Genomic DNA, 25,259 nt, shown 5'->3' on the forward strand with positions numbered 1-25,259 from the left:
GAAAGCGTCGTGCGCCGGTCCCTAGAGGACCGATATAGCCCGATCGGTGGGAGCCACCGGCGCGGGGAGAATGGTGCTGCCCATGAGGTACTTGTCGACGGCGGCAGCGCAGGCGCGGCCCTCGGCGATAGCCCAGACAATCAAGGACTGCCCGCGGCCGGCATCGCCTGCCACGAAGACGCCCTCGGTGCTGGTCATGTAGTACCCATCTCGGGCCACGTTGCCGCGGCCGTCGAATTCTGCGCTGACCTGTTCGGTGATACCGGCAGGTTCCGCACCTGTAAAGCCGAGCGACAGGAAGACCAGATCAGCCGGAATGATGCGTTCCGTACCGGCCTTGGGAAGTCGCTTGCCGTCGACGAATTCGGTCTCGGCAACCTTGACCCCTGTGAGCTTGCCGTTTTCGCCGACAAATTCAACGGTGGAGGCAAGGTAGGTGCGTTCGCCACCCTCTTCGTGTGCGCTGGCTACCTCGAAGAGTGTGGGGAACGTTGGCCACGGCTGGTGCGAGGCACGCTCGAGGGGCGGTTGCTTACCGATCGCGAGGGTGGTGACGGACGCTGCGCCGTGCCTGTGGGCCGTGCCAAGGCAGTCGGCGCCAGTGTCGCCGCCGCCGAGGATCACCACATGCTTGCCCTTGGCATCGATTTGGCCTTCCACGGTTTCACCGGCAACCACGCGGTTGGCGGGCACCAGGTAATCCATGGCGTAGTGGATGCCATCAAGCCCGCGGCCAGGGATCGGAAGATCGCGCGGCACGGTAGCGCCCGTGGCGATCACCACGGAGTCGTAGCGACGGCGCAGTTGCTCCCACGTCACGTCGCTTCCGACAGCCACACCGGTGCGGAACCGGGTGCCCTCCGCCTTCATCTGCTCGACCCGGCGGTCGACCTGTTCTTTCTCCATCTTGAAGTCGGGGATGCCGTAACGCAGCAATCCCCCGATCTTGTCGTCGCGCTCGTAGACGGCCACAGTGTGTCCGACGCGTGTCAGCTGCTGAGCAACTGCAAGCCCCGCGGGCCCGGAGCCGACGACGGCGACTGTCTTGCCGGAGAGACGCGTCGGCGGCAGCGGCTGTACCCAGCCATTTTCGAAGGCGTCGTCGATGATGGAAACTTCAACCTGCTTGATGGTCACAGCGGGCTGGTTGATGCCCAAGACGCAGGATGCTTCACACGGCGCAGGGCACAACCGTCCGGTGAACTCCGGGAAGTTGTTGGTCGCGTGCAGGCGCTCGATCGCTTCCTCGCCCTTGCCTCGCCAGGTGAGGTCGTTCCACTCGGGAATGAGGTTACCCAAAGGGCAACCCTGGTGGCAGAACGGGACGCCGCAGTCCATGCAACGGCCGGCCTGGCTCTTGAGCACACCCTTGTCCTGGGCCTCGTAGACTTCCTTCCAGTCCATGATGCGGACGGGAACGGGACGGCGTGGCTGCGTCTCGCGCTGCCGGACTTTCAGAAATCCGCGTGGATCAGCCACCGGTTACCTCCAGGATTCGAGACCATACTTCTTCGCCGTCGGGGTCAAGGCCCTCTTCGATGGCGTCGAGACGGGTTTGCAGGACTGCGGCGTAATCACGCGGCAGAACTTTAGTGATGCGGGCAGCTGTGTCGTCGAAGTTTTCGAGCAAGCGGCCCGCGAGGACGGATTCGGTTTCTTCCACGTGTTTGACCAGGAGGCCATGGACGATGTCCCGGTCCTCGGCGTCAAGCTCGAGCAACTGAAGCTCCCCGGAATCCAAGGCTTGCTTGTTGACCCGGGCAGGCTGGAGGTCCAGCACATAGGCCGTACCACCGGACATGCCGGCGCCGAAGTTTCGGCCGGTTCGGCCGATGATCAGCGTCTGGCCGCCTGTCATGTATTCGCAACCGTGGTCGCCGATGCCTTCGACGACGGCGGTGGCCCCCGAGTTGCGTACCAGGAAGCGTTCGCCCACCTGGCCACGCAGGAACATTTCGCCGCTTGTGGCGCCGTAGCCGATCACGTTGCCGGCGATGACGTTGCGTTCCGCCTGGAAGACATTGGTGCGGTCCGGACGGACGATGATGCGTCCGCCGGAAAGGCCCTTGCCGACGTAGTCGTTGGAGTCGCCGAACATGCGCAGGGTGATGCCTGCAGGAAGGAAGGCGCCCAGCGACTGCCCGGCGGTGCCCTTCAACGTGATGTCGATGGTGTCCGTAGCGAGCACATCGATGCCGAACGTCTTGGTCACGACGTGCCCCAGCATGGTGCCCACGGAACGGTCTGTGTTGATGACGTCGACGGCGATCTTGACCGGGGTGCGGTCACTCAATGCCTCTGCGGCCATGCCGATGAGGCGCTGGTCGAAGTGCTTGTCGAGCTCGTGGTTTTGGCCTGTGAGGTTCCGCAGTGGAACGTCATCGTCGAATTCGAGGCCGTGCAGAATCGGGTCGAGGTCCAGGCCCTCGGCCTTCCAGTGGTCGATTGCTTCGCGGGAGTCCAGGACTTCTGCGTGGCCAATGGCCTCTTGGAGGCTGCGGAAACCGAGTTCGGCGAGCAGTTCACGGACTTCCTCAGCGAGGAACTCGAAGAAGTTGACCACGAACTCGGGCTTGCCGTTGAAGCGCGAACGAAGCTCGGGGTTCTGCGTTGCCACACCGACCGGGCAGGTGTCCAGGTGGCAGACGCGCATCATGATGCAGCCGGACACCACCAGGGGCGCGGTCGCGAAGCCGTATTCCTCAGCACCCAGCAAGGCGGCGATAACAACGTCGCGGCCCGTCTTGAGCTGGCCGTCCACCTGAACCACGACGCGGTCGCGGAGCCCGTTAAGCATGAGCGTCTGCTGGGTTTCGGCGAGGCCGAGCTCCCACGGAACACCCGCATGCTTGAGCGAGTTCAGCGGCGAGGCGCCGGTTCCGCCGTCGTGCCCTGAAACGAGCACGACGTCGGCCTTCGCCTTGGTGACGCCGGACGCCACCGTACCGATCCCGACTTCGGACACGAGCTTCACGTGCACGCGTGCCGAGGGGTTGGCGCGCTTGGCATCGTAGATGAGCTGCGCGAGGTCCTCGATCGAGTAGATATCGTGGTGCGGGGGCGGGGAGATGAGTCCGACGCCGGGGGTCGAGTGGCGCGTCCGGGCTACCCAGGGGTAGACCTTCTGCGCCATCAGCTGGCCACCTTCACCGGGCTTGGCCCCCTGGGCCATCTTGATTTGGATGTCCTCGGCGTTGGTCAGGTACAGGCTGGTCACACCGAAACGACCAGAGGCAATCTGCTTGATGGCGGAGCGGCGCTCCGGGTCCAGCAGGCGGTCGACATCTTCGCCGCCTTCACCGGTGTTGGACTTGGCGCCCAGCCGGTTCATGGCGATCGCAAGAGTTTCGTGGGCTTCCTTGGAGATGGAGCCATAGCTCATCGCCCCGGTCGAGAAGCGCTTCACGATGCTGGAAACCGGCTCGACTTCCTCGAGCGGCACGGCAGGTCGCAGGCTGTCCTTGAACTTCAAGAGCCCACGAAGGGTCATCAAGTTCTCGGACTGATCGTCAATCCCCTTGGTGTAGGACTTGAAGATGTCGTAGCGGCGTTCGCGTGTTGCGTGCTGCAGCCGGAATACGGTCTCCGGGTTGAAAAGGTGCGGTTCGCCGTCGCGGCGCCACTGGTATTCACCGCCGCCGAGCAGCGGACGGTGCGGTTGCTCGATGCCGCCCTCCGGATACGCCATCTGGTGGCGTGCGGAAACTTCGGCGGCGATAACGTCCAAACCGACTCCACCCAGCTGGGAGTGGGTTCCGGAGAAGAATTCGTCCACGAGTTCCTGGGACAGGCCCAGCGCTTCGAAGGTCTGGGCACCGGTGTATGAGGCCACTGTCGAAATGCCCATCTTGGACATGATCTTCAGGACACCCTTGCCGAGCCCCTTGATGAGGTTGTAGACACCGTCCTCCGGCGTCACACCCACTACCTCGCCGGTGCTGATCAGCTGCTCCACGGATTCCATGGCCAGGTACGGGTTCACTGCGGAAGCGCCGAAGCCCACCAGAACTGCCACATGGTGCGTTTCGCGGACGTCGCCGGCCTCGACCACGAGGGCGGTCTTGGTGCGGTTGGCGCTGCGGAGCAAGTGGTGGTGCACGGCGCTGACGAGCAGGAGGGACGGGATGGGCGCCCACTGCGCGTTGGAATCGCGGTCGGACAGCACGATGTACTGCACGCCGCGGTTGATGGCGCCGGAAACCTGCTCGCAGATTTCGGTCAGGCGACTGCGAAGGGCTGCTTCGCCGCCTTCCGGACGGTACAGTCCGCGGACCTTCATGGCGACCTTGTCGCCGTCGGCGTTCTCGATATTGGCGATCTTTGCCAGCTGATCGTTGTTGATCACCGGGAACGGCAAGGAGATCTGCGGCTGGCGAACTTGCCCGACGTCGAGAAGGTTGCCGTTGGGACCGATGGCGCATTTCAGCGAGGTGACGAGCTCTTCACGGATGGCGTCCAGCGGCGGGTTGGTGACCTGGGCGAAAGACTGCACGAAGTAGTCGAACAGCAGGCGCGGCCGCTTGGACAGAACGGCAACCGGAGTGTCGGAACCCATGGCCCCCAGCGGTTCGGCGCCGGTGCGGGCCATCGGTCCGAGCAGGATCTTCAATTCTTCGGTGGTGTAGCCGAAAGTCCGCTGGCGGATGTTGACGGACGCGGCCGTGTGCAGCACGTGCTCGCGCTCAGGGAGATCGTTGAGGTCAATCAGGTTGTCCTTGACCCATTCAGCCCAAGGATTCGCTGCGGCGACCTCGGCCTTGACCTCGGCGTCGTCGATGATGCGACCGGCTTCGGTGTCCACCAGGAACATCTTGCCCGGCGAAACACGGCCCTTCTTGACCACCTTTGAGGCTTCGACGTCGATCACGCCAACTTCGGAGGCGAAGATGATCAGGCCATCTTCGGTGATCCAGTAGCGGCCGGGGCGCAAGCCGTTGCGGTCAAGGGTGGCCCCAACAAGATTGCCGTCGGTGAAGGATACAGCTGCGGGACCGTCCCACGGCTCCATGAGCAGCGAGTGGTACTCGTAGAAGGCGCGGCGTGCCGGATCCATGGTGGCATGGTTTTCCCAGGCCTCCGGGATCATCATCATGATCGAGTGGGTGATGGGGCGGCCGGAAAGCCAGAGCAGCTCGGCAACCTCATCGAAGGACGCGGAGTCCGACGCACCCGGCGTGCAGATGGGGTACAACTCTTCCGGGGAATCGCCCAAAAGGGGGTTCGCGAGCTGGGACTGGCGGGCGCGCATCCAGTTCCGGTTGCCCTTGACGGTGTTGATTTCGCCGTTGTGGGCGATGGTGCGGAAAGGCTGGGCCAGAGGCCACGAAGGGAAGGTATTCGTGGAGAAGCGCGAGTGCACGATGGCCAGCTTGGTCTTGAAGCGCTTGTCCGAGAGATCCGGGTAGAACGGCTCCAGCTGTGCGGTGGTCAGCATGCCCTTGTAAACGATGGTGCGCGAGGACAGTGAGGGGAAGTAGACGCCGAACTTGTTCTGCGCGCGCTTGCGGATACGCCAGGCACGGGAGTCCAGTTCATTGCGGTCCAATACCTCGCCGGTAGCGGAAGCAAAGAAAGGCTGGGAGAAGTACGGCATGCAGGCTCGGGCCATGGCGCCCACGAGATCCCCCACCACGGGCACTTCGCGCCAACCAAGAACCGTCAGGCCCTCGTCCACGGCAAGCGCCTCGATGCCGGCCTTTGCAGTCTCGGCTTCGCGGGTTTCAGCAGGCAGGAAGGCAGTACCAACCACGTATTGGCCTGGTGCTGGGAGCTCGAACACGGTGACGGCCCGGAAGAACTCGTCCGGAACCTGCATGAGGAGGCCGGCACCGTCACCGGTGCCTTCGTCGGCGCCGACGGCGCCGCGGTGTTCAAGGTTGCGCAGGGCAGTCAGGGCAGCTTCCACGATGTCGTAGCCAGGTTCGCCACGCAACGTGGCGATTATGGCCAGGCCGCAAGCGTCCTTCTCCTGCTCGGGGTTGTAGAGACCCTGGGCTTCCGGGAGCGCAGCAAAACGCTTGAAGGGCGACATGGCACCCTGCGGTTCGACTGCTTCGGACCAACTTGGGTTATGAAGATGKGTCATTGAAGACGTCCTTCCTCGAGATCGTGCGAATGGAAGGGACAACGTTGGCCCCACCTTGCCTGCCGTGTGACGGGCATAACAAAGCGCTAATTACTTGAAATTGTAGGCCAGCAGGCAAGACGCAACGAACAGTTACGCTTGACCCTGGCCCAAGCTTGACCGCGGAGCATCTGTGTGCTGCCGGGCGACTGCCAAGGGCGCCACGACGCTGTGGCCGGGGGCCTCTGGGCGGTAGCCCGGTGCCCCTGTGCCGTAGCGCTGGCTACTTGGTGTTGCCAGCTTCCGGCCCGGATCCGGGGGCGCTGCTGGCGGTGGTTCCGGTGGATGCGGAGCCGGTGTCCGACGTGACGCCGGCATGTGACTCCTCAGCCGTTTCCGTAGGCTCAGCAGTATGGCCCAGATCGCTTTGGTTATTCCGGAGATTACCATGTGCACCGGTATCTGAGACAGATCCGTCCGTATCATGGTCCGTCGTATCGGTCACAATTGTGCTGTTGGCCTCATCGTCAACAGCGCTGGAGTCTCCCGTGCTTGAATTATCAGCCGCGGCCGCCACGGCAACAGGTTCGCGCCCGGGAAGGTAGGCCGTATCCGGCTCTGGCTTGCCGCGAAGGCTCAGGACGACGAAGACGATAACTGCTGCGACGAACACGAAGATGCTCGTCCACACGTTGAGCCGTGTGGTGATGCCGAAGAGGCTGATCTGTTCTGCGTCGTCAATCCGCAGGGCTTCGATCCATACGCGGCCTAGCGTGTAGTAAATGGCGTACAGCCAGAAGAGCCTGCCGCGGCGGAAGTGGAAACGGCGGTCCAGGATGAGGAGGATCGCGACGCCGATGAGGTTCCAGAGGGATTCGTAAAGGAATGTCGGGTGGAACAAGGTGCTGCTGGGCATCCCGGCCGGGAAGTTCGGGCTGTTGGGATCGATCTGCAGCCCCCAAGGCAAAGTAGTGGGACCCCCGAAGAGTTCCTGGTTGAACCAATTCCCCCAACGCCCAATCGCTTGCGCGAGGAGAAGACCTGGGGCCGCGGCGTCGAGGAACGCGGTGAGCTTGACGCCGGAGCGGCGGCAGCCCAGCCAGGCACCGAAAACGCCGAGAACCACGGCACCCCAGATGCCCAGGCCACCACGCCAGATCTGCGGTATCAGGGAGAGGTCGCCAGTGCCGTTGAAGCCGGGGCCGAAATACGCATCAGGCGAGGAGAACACGTGGTACAGACGGCCGCCCACAATGCCGAACGGGATCGCCCAGATGGCGACGTCCCACAAGCTGCCTTCGGGCGTGCCGCGACGCTTCCAGCGCACGGCCGTGAGCCAAAGTCCCAAGATGATCCCCAGGAGGATGCACAGGGCGTACGCATGGATGCGGAGAGTCCCCCACGGCAGCGGAATATCAAATCCGGACCATGAGGGGCTCGGAATGCTCATGGGAGCCATTGCCGCGACGTGGAGGAGACTCTGCATTGTCTACGCTTTTCCTTTTCTAGGCCTGCGCTGTTGCCCGGCCGAGGCCGGCGCTGAGGTTCTTGGTGAGTTGCGCGACGGCGTCAACGCCGCCGTCGCGAATGGCCGCGACCAGCGCGGTACCGACAATCACACCGTCGGCGTATGCCGCAATCTCGCGGACGTGATCCGCGGTGGAAACTCCAAGCCCGACACAGACCCGCTCGGCACCAGCCGCATGCGTGTCGGCCACGACCTTCTCCGCGGCGCTGCTGACAGACTGTCGGGCTCCAGTGACACCCATGATCGAGACGGCGTAAACGAAGCCGCGGCTCGCCTCCACCGTCATGACCAGGCGTTCCGGCGTGGACGACGGTGCCACGAGGAACACCCGGTCCAGTCCATACTTGTCCGATGCCGCAAACCATTCTGCGGCTTCGTCCGGAATGAGGTCCGGCGTGATGAGCCCGGCTCCCCCGGCTTCAGCCAGCCTGCGGGAGAACTCGTCAACGCCCATGCGCATCACGGGGTTCCAATAGGTCATGACCAGCACTGCGGCGTCTGTGGCGGCGGTGATGCCTGCCACGACGTCGAAGACGCTAGACACGCGGAATCCGTTGGCGATTGCCTCCGTGGTCGCGGCCTGGATGACAGCGCCGTCCATGACAGGGTCCGAATACGGGATCCCGATTTCGATGAGGTCCGCGCCGTTGCGGGCCATGGCGATGCCTGCGTCGATGGTTGATTGAACGTCCGGGTAGCCTGCGGGCAGGTAGCCGATCAACGCGGCCCGGCCTTGTGCCTTGGCGCGGTCGATCGCGGCCGCGGACTTGCTGGTCATCTGCTCAGTCATCAGTTCTGGTCCTCGCCTGCTTCATCAGTGCTGATCTCAAGATTGCTTCGCTCCGCCGGACCCTTGGGCTTGCGGGTGGAGAGGGTGGTGCCCTTCACGTTGCCGTCTTCATCCAGCATGTCGAACCATGCCGCCGCCGTTTCCACGTCCTTGTCACCGCGCCCGGACAGGTTCACGATGATGATCGTGTCGGCCGGGTTCTCCTTGCCCTGCGTGAGCTGCTTGCCCACCTTGATGGCACCGGCGAGAGCGTGCGAGGACTCGATGGCCGGGATAATGCCTTCGGTACGGCAGAGCAAGCGGAAGGCATCCATAGCCTCGGTGTCCGTGATGGGCTCGTACGTCACGCGACCGATGTCCGCGAGGTAGGAGTGCTCCGGACCGACGCTCGGGTAGTCCAGTCCCGCGGAGATCGAGTGCGATTCGATGGTCTGGCCGTCTTCGTCCTGCATGAGGTAGGACCGGGCGCCGTGCAGCACACCGGGGCGTCCGAGAGTGATGGCGGCTGCGTGACGTCCGGTTTCAACTCCGTCTCCACCAGCCTCAAAGCCGTAGATCTTCACGGAAGCGTCGTCCAGGAAGCTGTGGAAGATGCCGATGGCATTGGAACCGCCCCCGATGCAGGCACAGACGGCGTCGGGCAGTTTGCCGGTCTGCTCCAGGATCTGTGCGCGGGCTTCCTCACCGATGACTTCGTGGAAGAAGCGGACCATCGCCGGGAACGGGTGGGCTCCAGCCGCTGTGCCCAGCAGGTAATGCGTGTTGTCCACGTTGGAGACCCAGTCGCGGAGGGCATCGTTGATGGCGTCCTTGAGCGTTTGTGATCCGTTGGTCACTGGAACCACCGTGGCGCCCAAGAGCTGCATGCGGGCCACGTTGAGTGCCTGGCGGCGGCAATCCTCGGCGCCCATGTAGACGACGCATTCCAGTCCGAGCAGGGCTGCAGCGGTGGCGCTGGCAACGCCGTGCTGGCCAGCGCCGGTCTCGGCGATGACACGAGTCTTGCCCATGCGCTTCGCGAGCAAAGCCTGGCCGAGGACGTTGTTGATCTTGTGCGATCCGGTGTGGTTCAGGTCTTCGCGCTTGAGGAAGATGCGCGCCCCGCCGGCGTGCTGAGAGAAACGCTTGGCTTCCGTGAGCAGCGACGGACGGCCCGAGTAGTTCTTGTTGAGGTCCTTCAGCTGGGCAAGGAACTCAGGATCGGCTTTGGCTTTCTCGAACGTGTCCTCGACTTCGTCAAGGGCGGCGATGAGGGACTCGGGCATCCAGCGTCCGCCATAAGAGCCGAAGTACGGCCCCGGGGCGTTGCGGAGCGAGGCTCCACCCTGTAGGAATGCGTCGACCACATTCTCTTGCGAGTCGGCTGTCGGTGCGTCCACCATCAGTCTCACCGTCCTGTTCAATTGGTAGTTGAGTTTTTCCAGGAGCCACAGGACAGCCACCAGCCGCGTTGTCTGCTGCTGTCCGGTCCACGCCGCGGGTTCGGGCCTGTCTCAGGTCCTGACGGCGATGGCGGCAGCTCCGGCCGCCTTGAATTCACTGATCCGCTCGCGCGGGGTGGAGTCGCTCACGAGGGCTTCGCCCACAAGGATTGCGTGGGCACCGTTCCCCGCATAATGCGCGACGTCGTCGGCGTTCCGCACGCCGGACTCAGCCACGACAACCGCTCCCGCTGGAATGCTTCCGGCGAGCGAGGCAAACAAGGAACGGTCGACGTCGAGCGTCTTGAGGTTGCGGACGTTGACCCCGATGATCCGGGCTTGGGCCGCAGCGGCACGCTCGATTTCCTCGGCTGTGTGGGTTTCCACCAGGACATTCATCCCCAGCTCGTGGCTCAATGCGCTGAATCCCTGCAATTGTGCATCGGAAAGCGCCGCGACGATCAGCAGGATGAGGTCCGCGCCGTGGGCGCGGGCTTCCCAGATCTGGTATTCGTCAACCGTGAAGTCCTTGCGCAGCAGCGGAATGTCGACGGCGGCACGGACGGCGTCCAGGTCCGCGAGGGACCCGTTGAAGCGCCGCTGTTCGGTGAGGACGCTGATCACGGAGGCGCCGCCGTCGGCGTACTGCACTGCAAGTGCCGCCGGGTCGACGATGCTCGCGAGATCGCCCTTGGAGGGGCTGCGGCGCTTGATTTCAGCGATGACCTTTAGATCGTCTCGGTTGGCCGACGGGCCGCCCAAGGCAGCCCACGCGTCCAGGGCGGGCGCAGAGGCCGCGGCACGGTCTTTCAGCTCGTCAAGACCAACGAGGCGGCGGCGGGCCTCCATGTCCTCCCTGACACCGACGATGATGTCATCAAGAACAGTCACAGTCAGTGGCCGGCGTTCTTCAGCTTGCTGCCGTCGACGCCGTAGCCCGCCTTGCGCATGGCCCAGCCCGCAATCAAGCCGGCCACCATCACGACGATCCCGGCGACGAAAATGGGGGTGCTGGCAATAACAAAGGCGATGGAGGACACCAAGGCCCCAACCAGCATGACAATCACGCAGGTCCACGCGGCCGGGCTGTTGCCGTGGCCGATGGCGTCGCTGTGGCTCGCAGCGGTCACAGGGGCCTTGCTCGCGGACACTGTGGTTTTGCTCATGTGAAAATCTCCTCAGGATGAATACTGCTTACATTCTGCCATTTATTGACGGCGCCCGGGACATCGTTCGACGTCCGGACGGTCGAGTCTTACGTGGGGTCTTCTCCGCGCGAGAGGCTGTCCCAGCTGTCGATCTCGTCAACGGGTCCGGAACCTGCGCGAGCTGCCCGGCTGGCGACGTCGTACTTGGTACGGGCCTTCCAGCGCCGGCCTGCCAGCGGCAGCAGGCCGCCACACAAAGCCAACAAACCGGCCGCCACGACGGCGAGGACCGGGAACACGGTGGACGACGCCGCCGCCTGACCACCCGAGATGCCTGTGGTAGCCGCAATCGTTCCTTGCGCAGCACCGAGGGGGTCGGCCAGGACCGTCACCGCGGCAACAATGATGCCTGCCGAGGCAAGCACGATGATCGATGCGATGATCCAGCGCGAAACCTTGCCGGCGATGGATGATGCCAGGCCGCCGGCGAGGGCCACGAGCGCCAGCGCTGTCACGGCGGTCGCCGCCTTGCTCCCCTGAACGTGGAGATCGGCATTCGCCGCGGCAGTGGGATCGAGCCGGACGTTGATCCAGGTCTGCGTCGTCGTCCCGAAAACCGCCAACGCAAGAATTGCCATGGCGAGTACAACATTGGCTTTGCGCGCCCACAGGGGAAGCTTTGTGGTGGGCGTCTGCTGACCTGCAGCGCTCACGGGGTGGGGTTCCCGCGGGCCGCGTCAGCCGAAGCCGCATCGGCAGACACGTCCGGTGAAATGTTGTGGAGCGATCCGGCGGTGTGCACGGCACGCAAAGGGGCAGCCGCCTTGTTGACGCTTTCCAGTGCCTCGGTGGGCTTATCGGAATCGGCCACGATGCCGCCGCCGGCCTGGACATAGGCCCGGCCCTCACGCAGCAAGGCCGAGCGGATGGCGATCGCCATGTCCATATCGCCCGCGAAATCCAGATAACCCACCACGCCGCCATAGATCCCACGACGGTGCGGTTCGAGTTCATCCAGGAGACGCAACGCGCGGGGCTTGGGGGCGCCGGAAAGCGTGCCAGCGGGGAAGGTTGCCTTCAGCACGTCGTATGCCTTCGCACCGGGGGCCAATTCTCCAACCACCGTAGACACCAAGTGCATGATGTGGCTGAAGCGTTCGACCTCCATGAACTGTGTGACGTCGACGGTTCCGGCCACGCAGACCTTGGAGAGATCGTTGCGCGACAAGTCCACAAGCATCAAGTGCTCGGCGCGTTCCTTCTGGTCCGCGAGCAGCTCGGCGGCCAGTGCCTTGTCGGCCTCGACGGTCTTGCCGCGTGGCCGGGAACCGGCAATCGGGTGCGTGATGACTTCGTTGCCCGTCACCGTCACCAAGGCCTCCGGGGAGGATCCGACGATCGTGTATTCGCGGCCGTCGGCGTCTTCGAGGCTGAAGAGGTACATATACGGGCTCGGGTTGGTGTTGCGCAGCACGCGGTAAACATCCAGCGGGTCGGCGGCGCACTCCATCTCGAAGCGGCGCGAGATGACCACCTGGAAGACCTCGCCGTCGACGATCGCTTCCTTGCCGCGATCGATGGCATTCAGGTACTCCTGCTCGTCCCAGCGTTCCTGCACGCTGGACGCGAAGTCGAGGGCTTCGGATTGCAACACGGACACAGGCTGCTTCACAGGCGTGCTGATCTTTTCCAGCAGCCCCTTAACCCGGGCGACGGCGTCGTGCCAGGCTTCGTCGACCCGTTCGGAACTGTTGTCGAAATTGATCGCATTGGCAATCAGCAGGACGGTGCCATCCATGTTGTCGTGGACGGCCATGTCGGTGACCAGGTTCAGGGCCATTTCCGGCAAATGGAGGTCATCCTCCGGCGGGCTTGTCAACTTCTCCCAGTGCCGAACTGTTTCCCATCCGAGGAAACCGACAAGGCCCGAGGTGAACGGAGGAAGATCCGGAAAGCGGTCGGTCTGCAGGGCCGCTACGGTGTCGCGAACGGCGTCGACGGGGCTACCGTCTACCGGCACGCCGACGGGAGGCTCGCCGATCCAGTGAGCCTGGCCGTCCTTGCTGGTCAACGTGGCGCGGGAACGGGCACCGATGAACGAATAGCGGGACCATGCTCCACCGACGGCCGCCGATTCCAGGAGGAAGGTGCCCGGCTGGCCTTGGGCCAGCTTGCGGTAGAGCCCGATGGGAGTCTCGGCGTCGGCCAGGACCCTGAGCCGGACCGGGATGACCCGGCTGTGTGCGGCGAGTTCGCGGAACTCCTCCAGGCCCGGGCTGATGATTCCAAGGTCCTGCATGGTTTGTGTTCTCCGCCTCTTCTTGTGTTGCCTACAGTGGATGGTGGGTGGTGGTCTAGTTCCGCTCGCCTGTCACCGCGGCGAGGCCCCGGCCATCGAAGCATGTGCGCGTACCGGTGTGGCAAGCAGCTCCCACCTGATCGACGCGGACCAGGAGCGCATCGCCGTCGCAGTCCAAGGCCACCGACTTGACGAACTGGACGTGCCCTGAGGTGTCTCCCTTGCGCCAGTATTCCTGGCGGGAGCGGGAGAAGAACGTCACGCGGCCGGTGGTCAGGGTCCGATGCAGCGCTTCGTCGTCCATCCAGCCGAGCATCAACACTTCATCCGTGTCGAACTGTTGGATGATCGCTGCCACAAGGCCGGAAGAATCGCGCTTGAGCGCGGCGGCCAGCTCATGAGGGAGCGGACTTCCGGGCTCGACGACGGACTCCGCGGCGGAAGAGGCCGCGGACGTGGCTGGGGGTGTTGACTGCTCAGACATCAGATCAAGTCTAGTGCCTCATGTGGAGCCGAAATTCAGCGGCGGTTCCACTGCGCAACAGAGCGCGTCTCGTGCTAGTTTCACAAGTGATGCATTTCGTCGATCCCTCCCGCGAAGTACTGGCCGAAACACTCCTGGCGGCCGGACCTGACTCCCCCACGCTCTGCGAAGGGTGGCTGACAAGGGACCTCGCGGCGCACTTGTACCTGCGGGAGCGCAAAGCGGCCGTTGGTATCGGCTTGGTCATCAAGAGCCTCGCCCGGGCCTCGGACAAAGCCACTGCCAAACTGGCCTCCAAGCTCAAAACCACGGAAGATTACGCCGAGCTGGTAAATACCTTCCGCTCAGGGCCGCCCGCCTTGTCTCCCCTCAAGATCAAGGCCCTCGACGAGTCCTCCAACCTCATTGAATATTTCGTGCACACGGAAGACATTCGCCGGGCCGGAGACCGTTGGGCTCCACGGGCCCTGGACGAGGAATACTCGGACGCCTTGTGGGACGAACTGATCAAGCGCGCCGCCATTCTCTACCGCGGTGTGGACCTTGGAATCGTCTTGGTACGCCCCACCGGTCCACGCCATGTTGCCAAGCGTGCTCCGGTCTCGGTCGCCATCGTCGGCGAGCCGGGCGAACTGCTGATGCACGCTCACGGCCGCACACACCACGCCCTCGTCACCTTCGAAGGCCAGCCGGACGCCGTCGCACTGCTCCAGTCAGCCGAAGTCGGCCTCTGACCGGCCATTAAACCCCAACTGACTCGCAGTTGTTGTCGTTATGGGGGCTCAAAACGACGTTAACTGCGAGCTAGTTGGGTTGGAAGCCTTAGCGGACCAGGAAGCCTGCCTCGCGAATCGCGGTCTTGACCTGGGCGATCATGTCATCCGGACCGAAGTGGAACACTGACGCCGCCAGAACGGCGTCGGCACCCGCTTCTACTGCCGGAGGGAAGTGGGCTGGTTCCCCCGCACCGCCGGAAGCGATGATGGGGATGTGCACGGCTGCGCGGACCAGGCGGATGAGCTCAAGGTCGAAGCCGTCCTTGGTGCCGTCGGCGTCAATGGAATTCAGGAGAATCTCCCCCACACCGCGGTCCGCGGCTTCCTTGGCCCAGGCAACGGCGTCGATTCCCGTACCCTGGCGCCCGCCGTGGGTGGTCACCTCGAAACCGGAAGCCGTAGGCACAGAGCCGGGCCTCGTCCGCCGGGCGTCCACCGACAAGACAAGCACCTGCGATCCGAAGTGGCGCGTGATCTCGTCGATGACGTCCGGACGTGCGACCGCCGCCGTGTTGATGGAGGCTTTGTCCGCACCGAAACGCAGGAGCTTGTCCACTTCAGCTACGCCGCGGACGCCACCGCCCACGGTCAGCGGGATGAAGACTTCCTCTGCGGTGCGGCGGACGACGTCGAACGTGGTTTCCCGGTTGCCGGAAGACGCCGTGACATCAAGGAACGTGAGTTCGTCCGCCCCGGCGTTGTCATAGCGGTGCGCCAGTTCGACGGGGTCTCCGGCGTCGCGAAGGCCCTCGAAATTGATGCCCTTCACCACACGGCCGGCATCGACATCTAGGCAAGGGATGACCCGTACTGCTACAGCCATTGCTACTCCTGGAATGGTCTCTTGGATGGCGTCAGATGCGGCAGGCGTGGATGCTGCTGACCAGGATGGCTCGGGCCCCGAGATCGTACAGTTCGTCCATGATCCGGTTGGTTTCCTTTTTCGGGACCATCGAGCGGACGGCAACCCAGTCGGAATCGCGCAGCGGCGACACCGTGGGCGATTCGAGGCCCGGAGTGAGAGTGGCGGCTTCTTCCACAAGATCCTTGCGGATGTCGTAGTCCATGAGGACGTACTGACGGGCGACGAGTACGCCTTGCAAGCGCCGGATGAGGACCTCAATCTCTTTCCCCGTGCCGTTCGCGGCACCACCCTCACCGGTGCGGCGGATCAAGACGGCCTCGGACTTGAGGATCGGCTCACCGAAGATCTCCATCCCGGCAGCCTTGAGGGTGTTGCCGGTTTCGACGACGTCGGCGATTGCGTCGGCGACGCCGAGACGCACGGAAGACTCCACGGCACCGTCGAGACGGACTACCTTGGCCTTCACGCCGCGCTCGGCGAGGTAATCGCGCAGGAGGCCGTCGTAGCTTGTCGCGAGGCGCTTGCCTTCAAGCTGCTCGACTCCGGAGAAGTCACCGACGGGACCGGCGAAACGGAACGTCGAAGCGGCGAAGCCGAGGGGAAGCAATTCTTCTGCTTCTACCTGCGCGTCCAGCAGGAGGTCGCGGCCGGTGATCCCGACGTCGAGGGTTCCTTGGCCGACATACACGGCGATGTCGCGGGGGCGGAGGAAGAAGAACTCAATGTCGTTGTCGGGATCGACCATGACCAGTTCGCGGGTATCGCGACGCTGACGGTATCCCGCCTCGGACAGCATCGCGGAGGCGGCTTCGGACAAGGATCCCTTGTTGGGGACGGCTACTCGCAGCATGAGGGGACTTTCTTGGGAAGTGGAAGGGTATGTTTCAGGCATTGCACCGAAGGCGCATTGTGCTCAAGGCACGGGGGCCACGCTGGGGCTCCGGCAGACCTCTTTGGGGTCCGGACGGAGCGGACGTGGCTAGAGATGCTTGTAAACGTCTTCCAGGCCCAGACCCTTGGCGAGCATCAGGACCTGCAGGTGGTAGAGCAGCTGGGAGATTTCCTCGGCCGCGGCTTCATCGGATTCATACTCTGCAGCCATCCAGACTTCGGCTGCTTCCTCCACGACCTTCTTGCCGATGCCATGGATTCCGGAGTCCAATTCGGCGACGGTGCGGGAGCCTGCCGGACGGGTCGCTGCCTTTTCGCTCAGTTCTGCGAACAGCGTCTCGAAATTCTTCACGCCCTACAGCCTACTTGCTCGGGGCCGGAGACGGCCTGTCGGGGCATTGCATGACGAAAGGGATGTGAGCGAACGCACAAGGTACGTCGGTCCGCCCACATCCCTTTCGTCGATTTGCTACGCGTATTGCTTGAGTGTCAAAGCCGTTGCCAGAGCGGCAGTGACGGCTTCGTGCCCTTTGTCCTCCGACGAGCCTTCCAGTCCGGCGCGGTCCAGTCCTTGCTGTTCGGTGTCGCACGTGAGCACGCCAAAGCCCACCGGCACGCCGGTGCGGACGCTCACTTCGGTGAGTCCCGACGTCGCGGCCTGGCACACGTAGTCAAAGTGCGGCGTACCGCCGCGGATGACGACGCCGAGGGCAACTACCGCGTCAAAATGCGGGGCGAGCCGTGCCGCCGCTACGGGAAGCTCAAAGGATCCCGGAACCCGCAGGACGGTGGGCTCGGCTATGCCGGCTTCCTTCGCCGCGCGAAGTGCTCCGTCGAGGAGCCCGTCCATGATCTGCGTGTGCCAACTGGCAGCCACGATGGCGAGCTTCAGGTGTTGGGTTTCCTCGGGGTCGAGGGTGGTGAGGTCGATGGTGGGGGCGCCGTGTCCGCTCATGGGTGTGTGGTAGTCCGTTCAGTTTTGTTAATGCAGTTCAGTCTGGTCATGTTCAGTTCAGTCTTGGTCGAGTTCAAAAGTGCTTGCAGTTACATGGGTACCCGCTGGCTCGGTGTCGCCAAGGGTCAGCCGGTGGTCCATGCGGTCCTTCTTGGTCTGCAGGTACCGGAGGTTTTCTTCACGGGATGGGACCTCGGTAGGCACCATCTCGACAACCTTCACGCCAGCTTCGGCCAGCCGGTTCTGCTTGTCCGGATTGTTGCTGAGGAGACGGATTTCGTGAAGGCCCATTTCAGCAAGGATCTGGGCTGCGGCCTTGTAGCAGCGTGCATCGACCGGGAGTCCCAGCTGTTCGTTGGCCTCAACCGTGTCGAATCCGGCTTCCTGGAGTGCGTAGGCCTTGATCTTGTTGGCCAGGCCGATGCCGCGGCCTTCCTGGCCTCGCAGGTAGAGCAAGGTGCCGCCCTCTTCGCGAATCAGTTCCAGGGCATAGGCAAGCTGTTCGCCGCAATCGCAGCGGTACGAGCCGAAGACATCCCCAGTGAGGCACTCGGAATGCAGGCGCACCAGTGGCGCCTTGCCTGGTCGTGGTGTGTTCGGAGAACTTACCGCCAGATGCTCCGCCCCGGTCGCATGGTCGGTCCAGGCCTGTGCCACGAACTCGCCGAAGGCAGTGGGTAGCTGGACTATCGGCCCACCGCTCACGGGATGGGGTGCGCGCGCAGCCCTGCCGCCGTCGTGCGTTGTCGATGTGGTCATCGCTGCTCCTCATTTCCTGCTGAGATTGCACCCTGCTGTTCGCCCTCCGACGCAGCCACATAAGCCACGAGGTCCTCTATCGAAATCAACGGGCACCCATGCTCGGCTGCGAACTCCCGGAGGCTATCCAGGCGCATCATTTCACCATCGTCATGAACCAACTCGGCGATCACGCCCACCGGGGCAAGCCCCGCTAGCCGGCAAAGGTCAACTGCAGCCTCCGTATGTCCCGGACGTTCACGCACTCCCCCTTTAACGGCCCGGAGCGGAAAAATATGCCCGGGCCGGGTGATCGAGGATGGGGTGCTGCTGGAATCGGCCAAAATCCGGGCCGTCAGCGCCCTGTCCGTAGCGGAAATGCCGGTGCTCACACCCAAAGCGGCATCGCAGGACACGGTGTAGGCCGTGCCTTTGGCGTCTTCGTTGACCACTACCATCGGCGGAAGCGCCAAGGCATCAGCCCGCGACTCCTCAAGGGGAACGCAGATGACACCCGAGCTATACCGGATAGTCCAGCCCATGAGGGCAGGGGTCGCGTGCTCGGCGGCGAAGATGATGTCGCCTTCGTTTTCGCGGTCCTCATTGTCCACAACTATGACGGGACGGCCGGCTGCCATGGCCTGCACAGCCTTCTCGACGGGGTCCAGTCCTTGGCGCACCACCGTGGCACTGCCGTTGTGTTCCGCGCTCACAGGGCGGCCTCCCCGGCAATTGCGGTGGTACGGAAGGACAGCAGCCGCTCGGTGTATTTAGCGAGAACGTCCACCTCAAGGTTGACTCGCCCACCGGCGGCCTTGGCCCCGAGCCCGGTTTCGTCCAGCGTGGTGGGAATGAGGCCTACCTCAAACCATGGGTCCGCTTCTTCCGCGGGGCTGACGGCGGTGACCGTGAGCGAAACGCCGTCGACGGCGATTGATCCCTTTTCGGCGATGTACCGTGCCAGCGGGGACGGGACGGCGAAGCGGAGACGGTCCCAGTTGCCCAGCGACTCGCGCTCAAGAAGTTGCCCGACGCCGTCGACGTGCCCCTGCACGACGTGGCCGTCCAAGCGGCCGCCGGCTTGGACGCAACGCTCGAGGTTCACGGTGTCGCCCGCGCTCAGTTCGCCAATGGTGGTCCGGATAAGGGTTTCACCCATGACGTCCACGCTGAACTCTTGGCCGTCAATGTCCGTTGCGGTAAGGCACACGCCGTTGACAGCGATGGAGCCGCCCAAAGCGAGCCCTTCGGTGGTGCTGGGGGCCGTCAGGCGCAGCGTGGCACTGGCCTCGCCCTCGTGCTCAACGGACAGGACCGTGCCTTGTTCAGCAACGATTCCGGTAAACATCAGTGTCCTCCTGTTGTGGTGTCCGAGGCGTCTATGCCTGGAAATGGTTCATGGTGTTCGTCGTGGGATTTCCACGCAGGTTTGTTTCCGTCTGTTGGCCCGGACCTCAAATGCAGCCGGAGGTCACGGCCCAAAGCATGGACAGCACCTCCGCCGGCGTCGTCCCAATTCCATTGCTGGGCGTCGGCCAGGGTGGAAATGCCGAGATCCGTCAGGGCAGGCGTACCTGCGCCGAGCAGGGTGGGCGCAAGATAGACGATCAATTCATCAACGAGACCCGCGCCGAGGAAAGCACTCAGGATGCGGGAGCCGCCTTCCACCATGACGTGCCGGACGCCTTGGGCGAACAGCAGGTCCAAGGCCTCGGCCGGGTCGCGCGTTGGCAGCTGGATGAACTTGCCGTCGATCCCCCGCACCGCGGCATCAGCGGGAACGTCGCGCAACCCCATGACTGCTCGAAGTGGCTGGCTTTCCGATTCCTGGCCGTCCGCTTCCCGCGCCGTCAGCCGTGGGTTGTCCACGAGGACGGTTTCGGTGCCTACCAGGATCGCATCGATCAGGCGGCGCAATCCGTGATTGTCGGCCAGCGATTCCGGACTGGAGATCCATTGGCTGGTCCCGTCCGTGGCGGCAATCCTGCTGTCCAAGGTCTGTGCAATGTGAAGCGTGACGAACGGGCGCCTTGCCTCCACCGCATGAAACCATTCGCGGTTCAGCTTCAACGCCTCGGCTGCGGCTAGTCCGGACTGAACGTCCACACCAGCTCCGCGCAGCGTGCCGGCGCCCCCTGCGGCAGGATCGTGGGGGTCGTCGACGGCGTAGACCACCCGCGAAATCCGGGCGTCAATGATGGCCCGCGCACACGGTCCGGTGCGCCCAATGTGGTTGCAAGGTTCCAAGGTCACCACCATGGTTGTTCCGGTGAGGTCCAAGCCCTTTGCCTGCGCCTTGGCAATCGCATCGGCCTCAGCGTGGGGCGTGCCGGCGCCGCGGTGGTAGCCGGTGATGAGCTGCTCCCCGCCGCGTCCAAGTACAACCGCCCCCACCAACGGATTGGCACCTCGGTGTCCCCTGAGAGCCACGTGCAGCGCGATGTCCATGGCTGCGGCCTCAGCGTCCGAGAAATCCTGGTTCATTGCGTCACTCATGAGAGGGCTCCTACAGTTGCGGGCTCGGCCGTTGGCTTGAGTGGATGGCCTTCATGTCGGTCTGCACGCCACCACACAAAGAAACCGGCAAGCGTGAAGAAGCCGTAGAAGAGGTACATGAAAGCGCTGGCGAAGTAGCCTGCGCTGAAAAGCAGCGGCACCCCCACGATGTCCACCGCCACCCAGATCAGCCAGAATTCCGTCCAGCCACGCGCCATGCCGTAGGTCGCGAGGAGTGAACCCATAAAGGTCCATGCATCGGCCCACACGGGCGCGTAAGAACCCATTGAATCGAAAACGGGAGTCAGGGCCGCGGTTCCGGCGAACATTGCAACCACCATGGCGATGCGGGCTTTGGGACTTGCCCAGCCGGGCACAACCGTGCGGCCTTGGGGACCGGATTGAAGGCTTTGGCGCCAGCGGTACCAGCCGTAGGCGGCAACGCTGATGAACATGATCTGGCGCCCGGCCTGGCCCCAGAGCGTTGCCGGCGAAGCGGCACCGAAGAGGTTGCCAAGAAAGACCGTCAGCAGAAGCAGGTTGCCTGCGATGCCGATGGGCCATGCCCAGACTTTGCGGCGCATGCCGCCCAGGGCGCTGGTGAGCCCGAAAATATTACCTAGCACTTCGCGAAGAACAAGGACAGATCCACCTACGGGAATCTGTGCTTCGAAGAGCCATCGCAGAAAGTCCATGTCGTTCCTTCCCTCGAATGCCGCGATGGCTCCGGGGGTGTACGACAGCGCAATGCCGGGCGCACAGAACGCCCAAGGCATGACTGTACGTGCTTCTCCCATCCAGACTTTAACTGTCGGTACCGGAATTCCACCAGTTCAACCGTCCGCCGTCGTGAATCCCGTCAAGGAAACGCGATGGCTCGCGGGTCGCGGACTATAACCGCCGGTTCGGAATTACACCGACCCCGGAGCACGTATGTGTGTTGTTATTCTGTCACAACTGGAGGCCTGGCCGATGTATTCCCGGAGCAATATGCATGCAATTGCGTCATTGTCGTCACATTGCCGCCAAGCCCGCAGCGCGCAGCCGTTCAATGGCGGCAGCAGGATCCTCGTGGCCGTAGACGGCGGACCCGGCGACGAACACATTCGCCCCGGCCTCGGCCGCCCGGACGATGGTCTCCTCGGTGACGCCGCCGTCAATCTGCAGGGCGACGCCGATGCCAGAGCCGTCGATCGCGGCACGCGCCCGCCGGATCTTGGGCAGGGTGACGTCCAGGAAAGACTGTCCACCGAAGCCCGGTTCCACGGTCATGATGAGGAGCATGTCCAATTCGCTGAGCATGTCCAGGTACGGTTCCACCGGAGTGGCCGGACGAAGCGCCATTCCGGCCTTCGATCCACGCGCACGGAGCTCACGGGCGAGCTTGATGGGAGCCATCGCAGCCTCAGCGTGAAAGGTCACGGAAGCCACCCCGGCGTCGGCGTAAGCCGGTGCCCAGCGGTCGGCGTCGGCGATCATCAAATGGGCGTCCAACGGGACCGGGCTCACTGCCTGGATCCGCGCCACAACCGGCAGCCCGAGCGTCAGGTTGGGCACAAAGTGGTTGTCCATCACATCGACGTGGACGGCGTCGGCGTTGCTGATTCTCTTCAGCTCGGCTTCCAGGTTCACGAAGTCCGCGGACAGGATGCTCGGGTTGATACAGCACTCAGTCAAGGCAGTCCCCTCAGGGTTGGTGGCGATCTGGTAGTTTTGGCAATTCCCCAGCTTAGGCATGCCGCGCCTTCGGCCGGGGAAGGGCATGGAAGGTTACGGCTTCTTCCGTATCAGCGCCAGGAACATCGCGTCTGTTTGGTGCACGTGCGGCCAAAGTTGCGCCGTCAACTCGTGCCCTGCGCCCAGGCTTCCCGTCAGGCTGACCGCGTCCAAGGCCGCGCCCGCATCGATTTGCTCCAGGTCTTCCCGCTTGCGCAGGACGTCGCTGACGACCGCAATGGTTTCGGCCGGGTGCGGCGAGCACGTCACGTACGCCACCACTCCTCCCGGTTTGACGGCGTCGATAGCCGAGTTGAGCAATTCACGCTGCAACGGACCAAGATCGGCGAGGTCCTTGGGGGTCCTGCGCCAGCGCGACTCAGGGCGGCGACGCAGCGCGCCAAGGCCGCTGCAGGGGACGTCGACCAACACCCGGTCGAAGGCTTCCGGTTGTTCCCTGCCGACGTCGCGTCCGTCTCCAACCCGGACGGTCCAGGCGTCCGCCGGAACCGCTGAGAGCGCCTGGCCGACCAGCTTTGCCCGGTGCTCCGCGGGCTCGTTGGCCAAGAGTGTTGCGCCTTCTTGATGAGCGAGGGCGGCCAGCAGTGCAGCTTTGCCGCCCGGACCTGCGCAAAGGTCAAGCCATTTCTCGCCGTTGGCGATGTGCCCAAGGTTCACGCCCACGACGGCGCGGGCTACCAATTGGGATCCGACATCCTGGACGCGTGTGGTGCCTTCGCGGATGGAAGACATGCGGCCGAGGTCGCCACCGCTGGACAATGCCGAGTCGATCACGAGCTCGCCGGGAGTGGCGCCACTCTCGAGTGCTTCGTCCAGGCTACCGATGCCGGGCAGCGCGACGAGGTTCACCACGGGGGCTGCGTTGTCGGCTTCGAGGAGTTCGGTGATTTCGCTCGCGGGACGGCCATGCATGACGAGCGATTGGCGCAGCGCCCTGACAATCCATTCCGGGTGCGCATGGCGTACCGAGGCGATCTTGGTTTCGTCTGTCTCGTGTTCCAGCAGGTGGTCGAGCCATTCCGGCAACGTCCTCGCCGTGACCTTTCGGAGCACTGCGTTGATGAGCGACGACGGGCCGGCACCAATGACTGCGCGGGCAAGCCCGACGGTCTGGTCGAGTGCAGCGTGAGCCGGAACGCGCATGGCGAGCAGCTGGTGGGCCCCAAGGCGCAACGCATCAAGGACTGCCGGATCGAGTTGGGCAAGCGGCCGGTCGACGCACTTGGCAAGGACTGCGTCGTACGTTCCCTGGCCGCGCAGTGCCCCGTAGCTTAGCTCGGTGGCGAATCCGGCGTCGCGCTTGTCCAGGTGATGGTGGCGGATCCGAGACGGAAGCACGAGGTTTGCATACGCGTCTTCCGAAGCGACTGCTCGTAAGACTTCGAACGCCACCAATCGTGCCGGATCCGCGCGCCGGGTCCGCTGCGATGGTGCGTTTGCGGAAAAACCGCGCTGCGGACCCCGATTGCGTTCACGGCCTTGGGCGTCGCGGTTGCTTTCGCCGCGGAGACCGCGGTTGTCGCGTCCCCCACCGTCCCTGTTCCCCGTGTTGTTGGGGCCGCGCCGGCCGGACTCACTCATTCGAATTCCACGCTTTCTTGTGTTGCCAAACCACGGGCCCAATCGGCCGACGGCATCATCTTCTTGCCTGCTGGCTGGATCCGCCCGAGCTGCACTGCATGGGATCCGGTCCCAACAAGGACGTTCTTGCCATCAACCCGAATCCGACCCGGCGCAAGATCGCGCGTGTCCGGGCGCATGCCCACCGGATCGAGCTTGACCCTCTGCCCGTCGAGCATGGTCCATGCACCGGGTTCCGGCGTGACGCCCCGGGATCTCCGGTTGATGGCGAGGGCCGGTTGCGTCCAGTCGAGCCGGCCGTCGTCGAGCGTTAGTTTGGGCGCCAGCGAGACTTCGCCTTGCTGGGGTTGAGGTGCCGCTCTTCCGGCGTCGACCGCCGATAGCGTCTGGCTCAGCAAGACCGCGCCGCTGCGCGAGAGCCGCTCCAGCAAGTCGCCTGCGGTGTCATCGGGCCGCACGACTTCCGTCAAGGTCCCGAAAACCGGTCCGGTGTCGAGTCCTTCCTCGAGGAGGAAGGTTGCCGCTCCGGTGATGTCGTCACCGGCGATGACTGAACGCTGCACAGGTGCAGCTCCCCGCCACGCTGGGAGGAGGGAGAAGTGGAGGTTGATCCAGCCATGGCGCGGCACCCCAAGTGCGGCCTTGGGGACAAGGCCCCCGTAGGCAACAATCGCGGCGACGTCCGGCTCATAGGAAGCGATCCGCTCAGTGGTGGCGAAGTCCACCTTGGATGCGTGGATGATATCTATGCCAAGTTCGGCCGCGCGGGCTGCCACGGGCGACGGCGTGAGGATACGCTTGCGGCCGACAGGGGCGTCCGGCCTGGTCAGCACCGCCACGATCTCGAAGCCTCCCTCGATCAGTGCATCGAGGGAAGGAACGGCGACGGCGGGGGTGCCGGCGAAAAGCACCCTCATTCGGCAGCCCCGAAGCTGCCGAAGCTGGAGCCCACTGTATTGGCCCGCTTGGCCGCGGTTTGCTCAGTGACGGAGTGGTAGTTCGCCGCGCGGATGGCTCGGAGGGCGGTTTTGCGATCCTCCCCTTCCAGACGGTCCGTGAAAAGGATGCCGTCCAGATGGTCGGTTTCGTGCTGGAAACAGCGGGCGAGCATGCCCTCTGCCTCAACCGACACGGGGTTGCCGTTGATGTCCACGCCCGTGGCACGGGTGGTTTTGCGGCGGCGAACCGGGAACGCGAGTCCGGGAATGGAGAGGCAGCCTTCTACTTCGTCGGTCTGGAAGTCATCGCTGTTCTCAAGCACGGGGTTGATGATGTGGCCTTCCATGCCCCCGATCCGGTAGGTAAAGACCCGCTGGCTGACGCCGACCTGCGGGGCAGCGAGGCCGGCACCGTCCACGTCTTCCATGGTTTCGGTCATGTCCGACACAAGCTTGGCGAGCTCAGGCCCGAATTCCGTGACTGGATCAGCAACCGTGCGGAGCACGGGATCGCCGATGATACGGATACTCAAAATGGCCATGTACTG

The 25,259-nt window shown here is 63.9% G+C and carries 24 protein-coding genes and 1 riboswitch; of the genes, 1 reads left to right on the plus strand and 23 read right to left on the minus strand.

Going from position 1 to position 25,259, the window contains the following annotated elements; genetic code table 11:
- Positions 1 to 21: 21 nt before the first annotated feature.
- The 10 genes from AC1DLO_RS12620 to hisI form a co-directional block, all read right to left on the minus strand.
- Complete coding sequence (locus tag AC1DLO_RS12620) at positions 22 to 1,479, minus strand: glutamate synthase subunit beta (protein ID WP_476890154.1); 1,458 nt, start codon at positions 1,477 to 1,479, stop codon at positions 22 to 24.
- Positions 1,472 to 6,085 (minus strand): glutamate synthase large subunit, encoded by a 4,614-nt coding sequence (gene gltB, locus AC1DLO_RS12625; RefSeq protein WP_476890155.1) that lies wholly within the window; start codon positions 6,083 to 6,085, stop codon positions 1,472 to 1,474. Before gltB ends, AC1DLO_RS12620 begins: the two co-directional genes overlap by 8 nt.
- Before the next feature lie 262 nt (positions 6,086 to 6,347).
- On the minus strand, positions 6,348 to 7,550 hold the full coding sequence (gene lgt / locus AC1DLO_RS12630) for a prolipoprotein diacylglyceryl transferase (RefSeq protein ID WP_476890156.1): 1,203 nt from the start codon (positions 7,548 to 7,550) through the stop codon (positions 6,348 to 6,350).
- 19 nt (positions 7,551 to 7,569) lie between these two features.
- Positions 7,570 to 8,382, minus strand: coding sequence for a tryptophan synthase subunit alpha (gene trpA, locus AC1DLO_RS12635; protein WP_476890157.1), 813 nt, complete (start codon positions 8,380 to 8,382; stop codon positions 7,570 to 7,572).
- On the minus strand, positions 8,382 to 9,764 hold the full coding sequence (gene trpB / locus AC1DLO_RS12640; RefSeq protein ID WP_476890158.1) for a tryptophan synthase subunit beta: 1,383 nt from the start codon (positions 9,762 to 9,764) through the stop codon (positions 8,382 to 8,384). The genes trpA and trpB overlap by 1 nt, the downstream gene beginning before the upstream one ends.
- Positions 9,765 to 9,875: 111 nt before the next feature.
- Complete coding sequence (trpC, locus tag AC1DLO_RS12645; RefSeq protein ID WP_476890159.1) at positions 9,876 to 10,694, minus strand: indole-3-glycerol phosphate synthase TrpC; 819 nt, start codon at positions 10,692 to 10,694, stop codon at positions 9,876 to 9,878.
- A 2-nt stretch (positions 10,695 to 10,696) separates the two neighbouring features.
- Positions 10,697 to 10,969 carry an HGxxPAAW family protein gene (locus tag AC1DLO_RS12650; RefSeq protein WP_184739185.1) on the minus strand — a complete coding sequence of 91 codons (273 nt, stop codon included), beginning with the start codon at positions 10,967 to 10,969 and terminating at the stop codon, positions 10,697 to 10,699.
- Positions 10,970 to 11,058: 89 nt separating this feature from the next.
- Positions 11,059 to 11,664: a Trp biosynthesis-associated membrane protein gene (locus tag AC1DLO_RS12655; protein WP_476890160.1), complete on the minus strand. Its 606-nt coding sequence runs from the start codon at positions 11,662 to 11,664 to the stop codon at positions 11,059 to 11,061.
- Positions 11,661 to 13,250 carry an anthranilate synthase component I gene (locus tag AC1DLO_RS12660; protein ID WP_476890161.1) on the minus strand — a complete coding sequence of 530 codons (1,590 nt, stop codon included), beginning with the start codon at positions 13,248 to 13,250 and terminating at the stop codon, positions 11,661 to 11,663. The genes AC1DLO_RS12655 and AC1DLO_RS12660 overlap by 4 nt, the downstream gene beginning before the upstream one ends.
- 55 nt (positions 13,251 to 13,305) lie before the next feature.
- Positions 13,306 to 13,734: a phosphoribosyl-AMP cyclohydrolase gene (gene hisI / locus AC1DLO_RS12665; RefSeq protein WP_184739181.1), complete on the minus strand. Its 429-nt coding sequence runs from the start codon at positions 13,732 to 13,734 to the stop codon at positions 13,306 to 13,308.
- 89 nt (positions 13,735 to 13,823) lie between these two features.
- Between hisI and AC1DLO_RS12670 the strand changes: the two genes are divergently transcribed.
- Positions 13,824 to 14,468, plus strand: a complete 645-nt coding sequence (locus AC1DLO_RS12670; protein ID WP_184739179.1) for a TIGR03085 family metal-binding protein — start codon at positions 13,824 to 13,826, stop codon at positions 14,466 to 14,468.
- An 88-nt stretch (positions 14,469 to 14,556) separates the two neighbouring features.
- Here AC1DLO_RS12670 and hisF read toward each other — a convergent pair whose 3' ends face one another.
- The 13 genes from hisF to def all read right to left on the minus strand — a co-directional run bounded on the left by hisF (position 14,557) and on the right by def (position 25,253).
- On the minus strand, positions 14,557 to 15,333 hold the full coding sequence (gene hisF, locus AC1DLO_RS12675) for an imidazole glycerol phosphate synthase subunit HisF (protein WP_476890162.1): 777 nt from the start codon (positions 15,331 to 15,333) through the stop codon (positions 14,557 to 14,559).
- A gap of 31 nt (positions 15,334 to 15,364) precedes the next feature.
- On the minus strand, positions 15,365 to 16,225 hold the full coding sequence (gene hisG / locus AC1DLO_RS12680; protein ID WP_476890163.1) for an ATP phosphoribosyltransferase: 861 nt from the start codon (positions 16,223 to 16,225) through the stop codon (positions 15,365 to 15,367).
- A 129-nt stretch (positions 16,226 to 16,354) separates the two neighbouring features.
- Positions 16,355 to 16,618 (minus strand): phosphoribosyl-ATP diphosphatase, encoded by a 264-nt coding sequence (locus AC1DLO_RS12685; protein WP_078105460.1) that lies wholly within the window; start codon positions 16,616 to 16,618, stop codon positions 16,355 to 16,357.
- A 117-nt stretch (positions 16,619 to 16,735) separates the two neighbouring features.
- Complete coding sequence (ribH, locus tag AC1DLO_RS12690) at positions 16,736 to 17,221, minus strand: 6,7-dimethyl-8-ribityllumazine synthase (RefSeq protein WP_476890164.1); 486 nt, start codon at positions 17,219 to 17,221, stop codon at positions 16,736 to 16,738.
- Positions 17,222 to 17,278: 57 nt separating this feature from the next.
- Complete coding sequence (gene ribA / locus AC1DLO_RS12695) at positions 17,279 to 17,980, minus strand: GTP cyclohydrolase II (RefSeq protein WP_184739170.1); 702 nt, start codon at positions 17,978 to 17,980, stop codon at positions 17,279 to 17,281.
- On the minus strand, positions 17,977 to 18,597 hold the full coding sequence (gene ribB / locus AC1DLO_RS12700) for a 3,4-dihydroxy-2-butanone-4-phosphate synthase (protein WP_476890222.1): 621 nt from the start codon (positions 18,595 to 18,597) through the stop codon (positions 17,977 to 17,979). The genes ribA and ribB overlap by 4 nt, the downstream gene beginning before the upstream one ends.
- A 71-nt stretch (positions 18,598 to 18,668) precedes the next feature.
- A complete protein-coding gene (locus AC1DLO_RS12705; RefSeq protein ID WP_476890165.1) occupies positions 18,669 to 19,307 on the minus strand; it encodes a riboflavin synthase in 639 nt (212 codons plus the stop codon).
- The gene (gene ribD / locus AC1DLO_RS12710; RefSeq protein WP_476890166.1) at positions 19,307 to 20,455 is read right to left on the minus strand and encodes a bifunctional diaminohydroxyphosphoribosylaminopyrimidine deaminase/5-amino-6-(5-phosphoribosylamino)uracil reductase RibD; all 1,149 of its coding nucleotides are present in this window, start codon (positions 20,453 to 20,455) and stop codon (positions 19,307 to 19,309) included. The genes AC1DLO_RS12705 and ribD overlap by 1 nt, the downstream gene beginning before the upstream one ends.
- Entirely contained in the window at positions 20,452 to 21,150 is a 699-nt protein-coding gene (pnuC, locus tag AC1DLO_RS12715) for a nicotinamide riboside transporter PnuC (RefSeq protein ID WP_476890167.1), read from the minus strand. The genes ribD and pnuC overlap by 4 nt, the downstream gene beginning before the upstream one ends.
- Before the next feature lie 85 nt (positions 21,151 to 21,235).
- Positions 21,236 to 21,390: riboswitch (FMN riboswitch) on the minus strand.
- A 79-nt stretch (positions 21,391 to 21,469) separates the two neighbouring features.
- A complete protein-coding gene (rpe, locus tag AC1DLO_RS12720) occupies positions 21,470 to 22,132 on the minus strand; it encodes a ribulose-phosphate 3-epimerase (RefSeq protein ID WP_184739409.1) in 663 nt (220 codons plus the stop codon).
- 93 nt (positions 22,133 to 22,225) lie between these two features.
- Complete coding sequence (locus AC1DLO_RS12725; protein ID WP_476890168.1) at positions 22,226 to 23,773, minus strand: RsmB/NOP family class I SAM-dependent RNA methyltransferase; 1,548 nt, start codon at positions 23,771 to 23,773, stop codon at positions 22,226 to 22,228.
- Positions 23,770 to 24,690 carry a methionyl-tRNA formyltransferase gene (gene fmt / locus AC1DLO_RS12730; protein ID WP_476890169.1) on the minus strand — a complete coding sequence of 307 codons (921 nt, stop codon included), beginning with the start codon at positions 24,688 to 24,690 and terminating at the stop codon, positions 23,770 to 23,772. The genes AC1DLO_RS12725 and fmt overlap by 4 nt, the downstream gene beginning before the upstream one ends.
- A complete protein-coding gene (gene def, locus AC1DLO_RS12735) occupies positions 24,687 to 25,253 on the minus strand; it encodes a peptide deformylase (protein ID WP_476890170.1) in 567 nt (188 codons plus the stop codon). Before def ends, fmt begins: the two co-directional genes overlap by 4 nt.
- Positions 25,254 to 25,259: the final 6 nt, after the last annotated feature.

The organism is Arthrobacter sp. 01T419, assembly GCF_056398865.1.

Excerpts from the sequence above, each read along its gene's own strand:
- lgt (WP_476890156.1), bottom strand. The coding sequence starts at position 7,550 with ATGCAGAGTCTCCTCCACGTCGCGGCAATGGCTCCCATGAGCATTCCG.
- trpA (WP_476890157.1), bottom strand. The coding sequence starts at position 8,382 with ATGACTGAGCAGATGACCAGCAAGTCCGCGGCCGCGATCGACCGCGCC.
- trpB (WP_476890158.1), bottom strand. The coding sequence starts at position 9,764 with ATGGTGGACGCACCGACAGCCGACTCGCAAGAGAATGTGGTCGACGCA.
- AC1DLO_RS12650 (WP_184739185.1), bottom strand. The coding sequence starts at position 10,969 with ATGAGCAAAACCACAGTGTCCGCGAGCAAGGCCCCTGTGACCGCTGCG.
- AC1DLO_RS12660 (WP_476890161.1), bottom strand. The coding sequence starts at position 13,250 with ATGCAGGACCTTGGAATCATCAGCCCGGGCCTGGAGGAGTTCCGCGAA.
- hisI (WP_184739181.1), bottom strand. The coding sequence starts at position 13,734 with ATGTCTGAGCAGTCAACACCCCCAGCCACGTCCGCGGCCTCTTCCGCC.
- AC1DLO_RS12670 (WP_184739179.1), top strand. The coding sequence starts at position 13,824 with ATGCATTTCGTCGATCCCTCCCGCGAAGTACTGGCCGAAACACTCCTG.
- hisF (WP_476890162.1), bottom strand. The coding sequence starts at position 15,333 with ATGGCTGTAGCAGTACGGGTCATCCCTTGCCTAGATGTCGATGCCGGC.
- hisG (WP_476890163.1), bottom strand. The coding sequence starts at position 16,225 with ATGCTGCGAGTAGCCGTCCCCAACAAGGGATCCTTGTCCGAAGCCGCC.
- ribH (WP_476890164.1), bottom strand. The coding sequence starts at position 17,221 with ATGAGCGGACACGGCGCCCCCACCATCGACCTCACCACCCTCGACCCC.
- ribA (WP_184739170.1), bottom strand. The coding sequence starts at position 17,980 with ATGACCACATCGACAACGCACGACGGCGGCAGGGCTGCGCGCGCACCC.
- ribB (WP_476890222.1), bottom strand. The coding sequence starts at position 18,597 with ATGGCAGCCGGCCGTCCCGTCATAGTTGTGGACAATGAGGACCGCGAA.
- AC1DLO_RS12705 (WP_476890165.1), bottom strand. The coding sequence starts at position 19,307 with ATGTTTACCGGAATCGTTGCTGAACAAGGCACGGTCCTGTCCGTTGAG.
- ribD (WP_476890166.1), bottom strand. The coding sequence starts at position 20,455 with ATGAGTGACGCAATGAACCAGGATTTCTCGGACGCTGAGGCCGCAGCC.
- pnuC (WP_476890167.1), bottom strand. The coding sequence starts at position 21,150 with ATGGACTTTCTGCGATGGCTCTTCGAAGCACAGATTCCCGTAGGTGGA.
- AC1DLO_RS12725 (WP_476890168.1), bottom strand. The coding sequence starts at position 23,773 with ATGAGTGAGTCCGGCCGGCGCGGCCCCAACAACACGGGGAACAGGGAC.
- fmt (WP_476890169.1), bottom strand. The coding sequence starts at position 24,690 with ATGAGGGTGCTTTTCGCCGGCACCCCCGCCGTCGCCGTTCCTTCCCTC.
- def (WP_476890170.1), bottom strand. The coding sequence starts at position 25,253 with ATGGCCATTTTGAGTATCCGTATCATCGGCGATCCCGTGCTCCGCACG.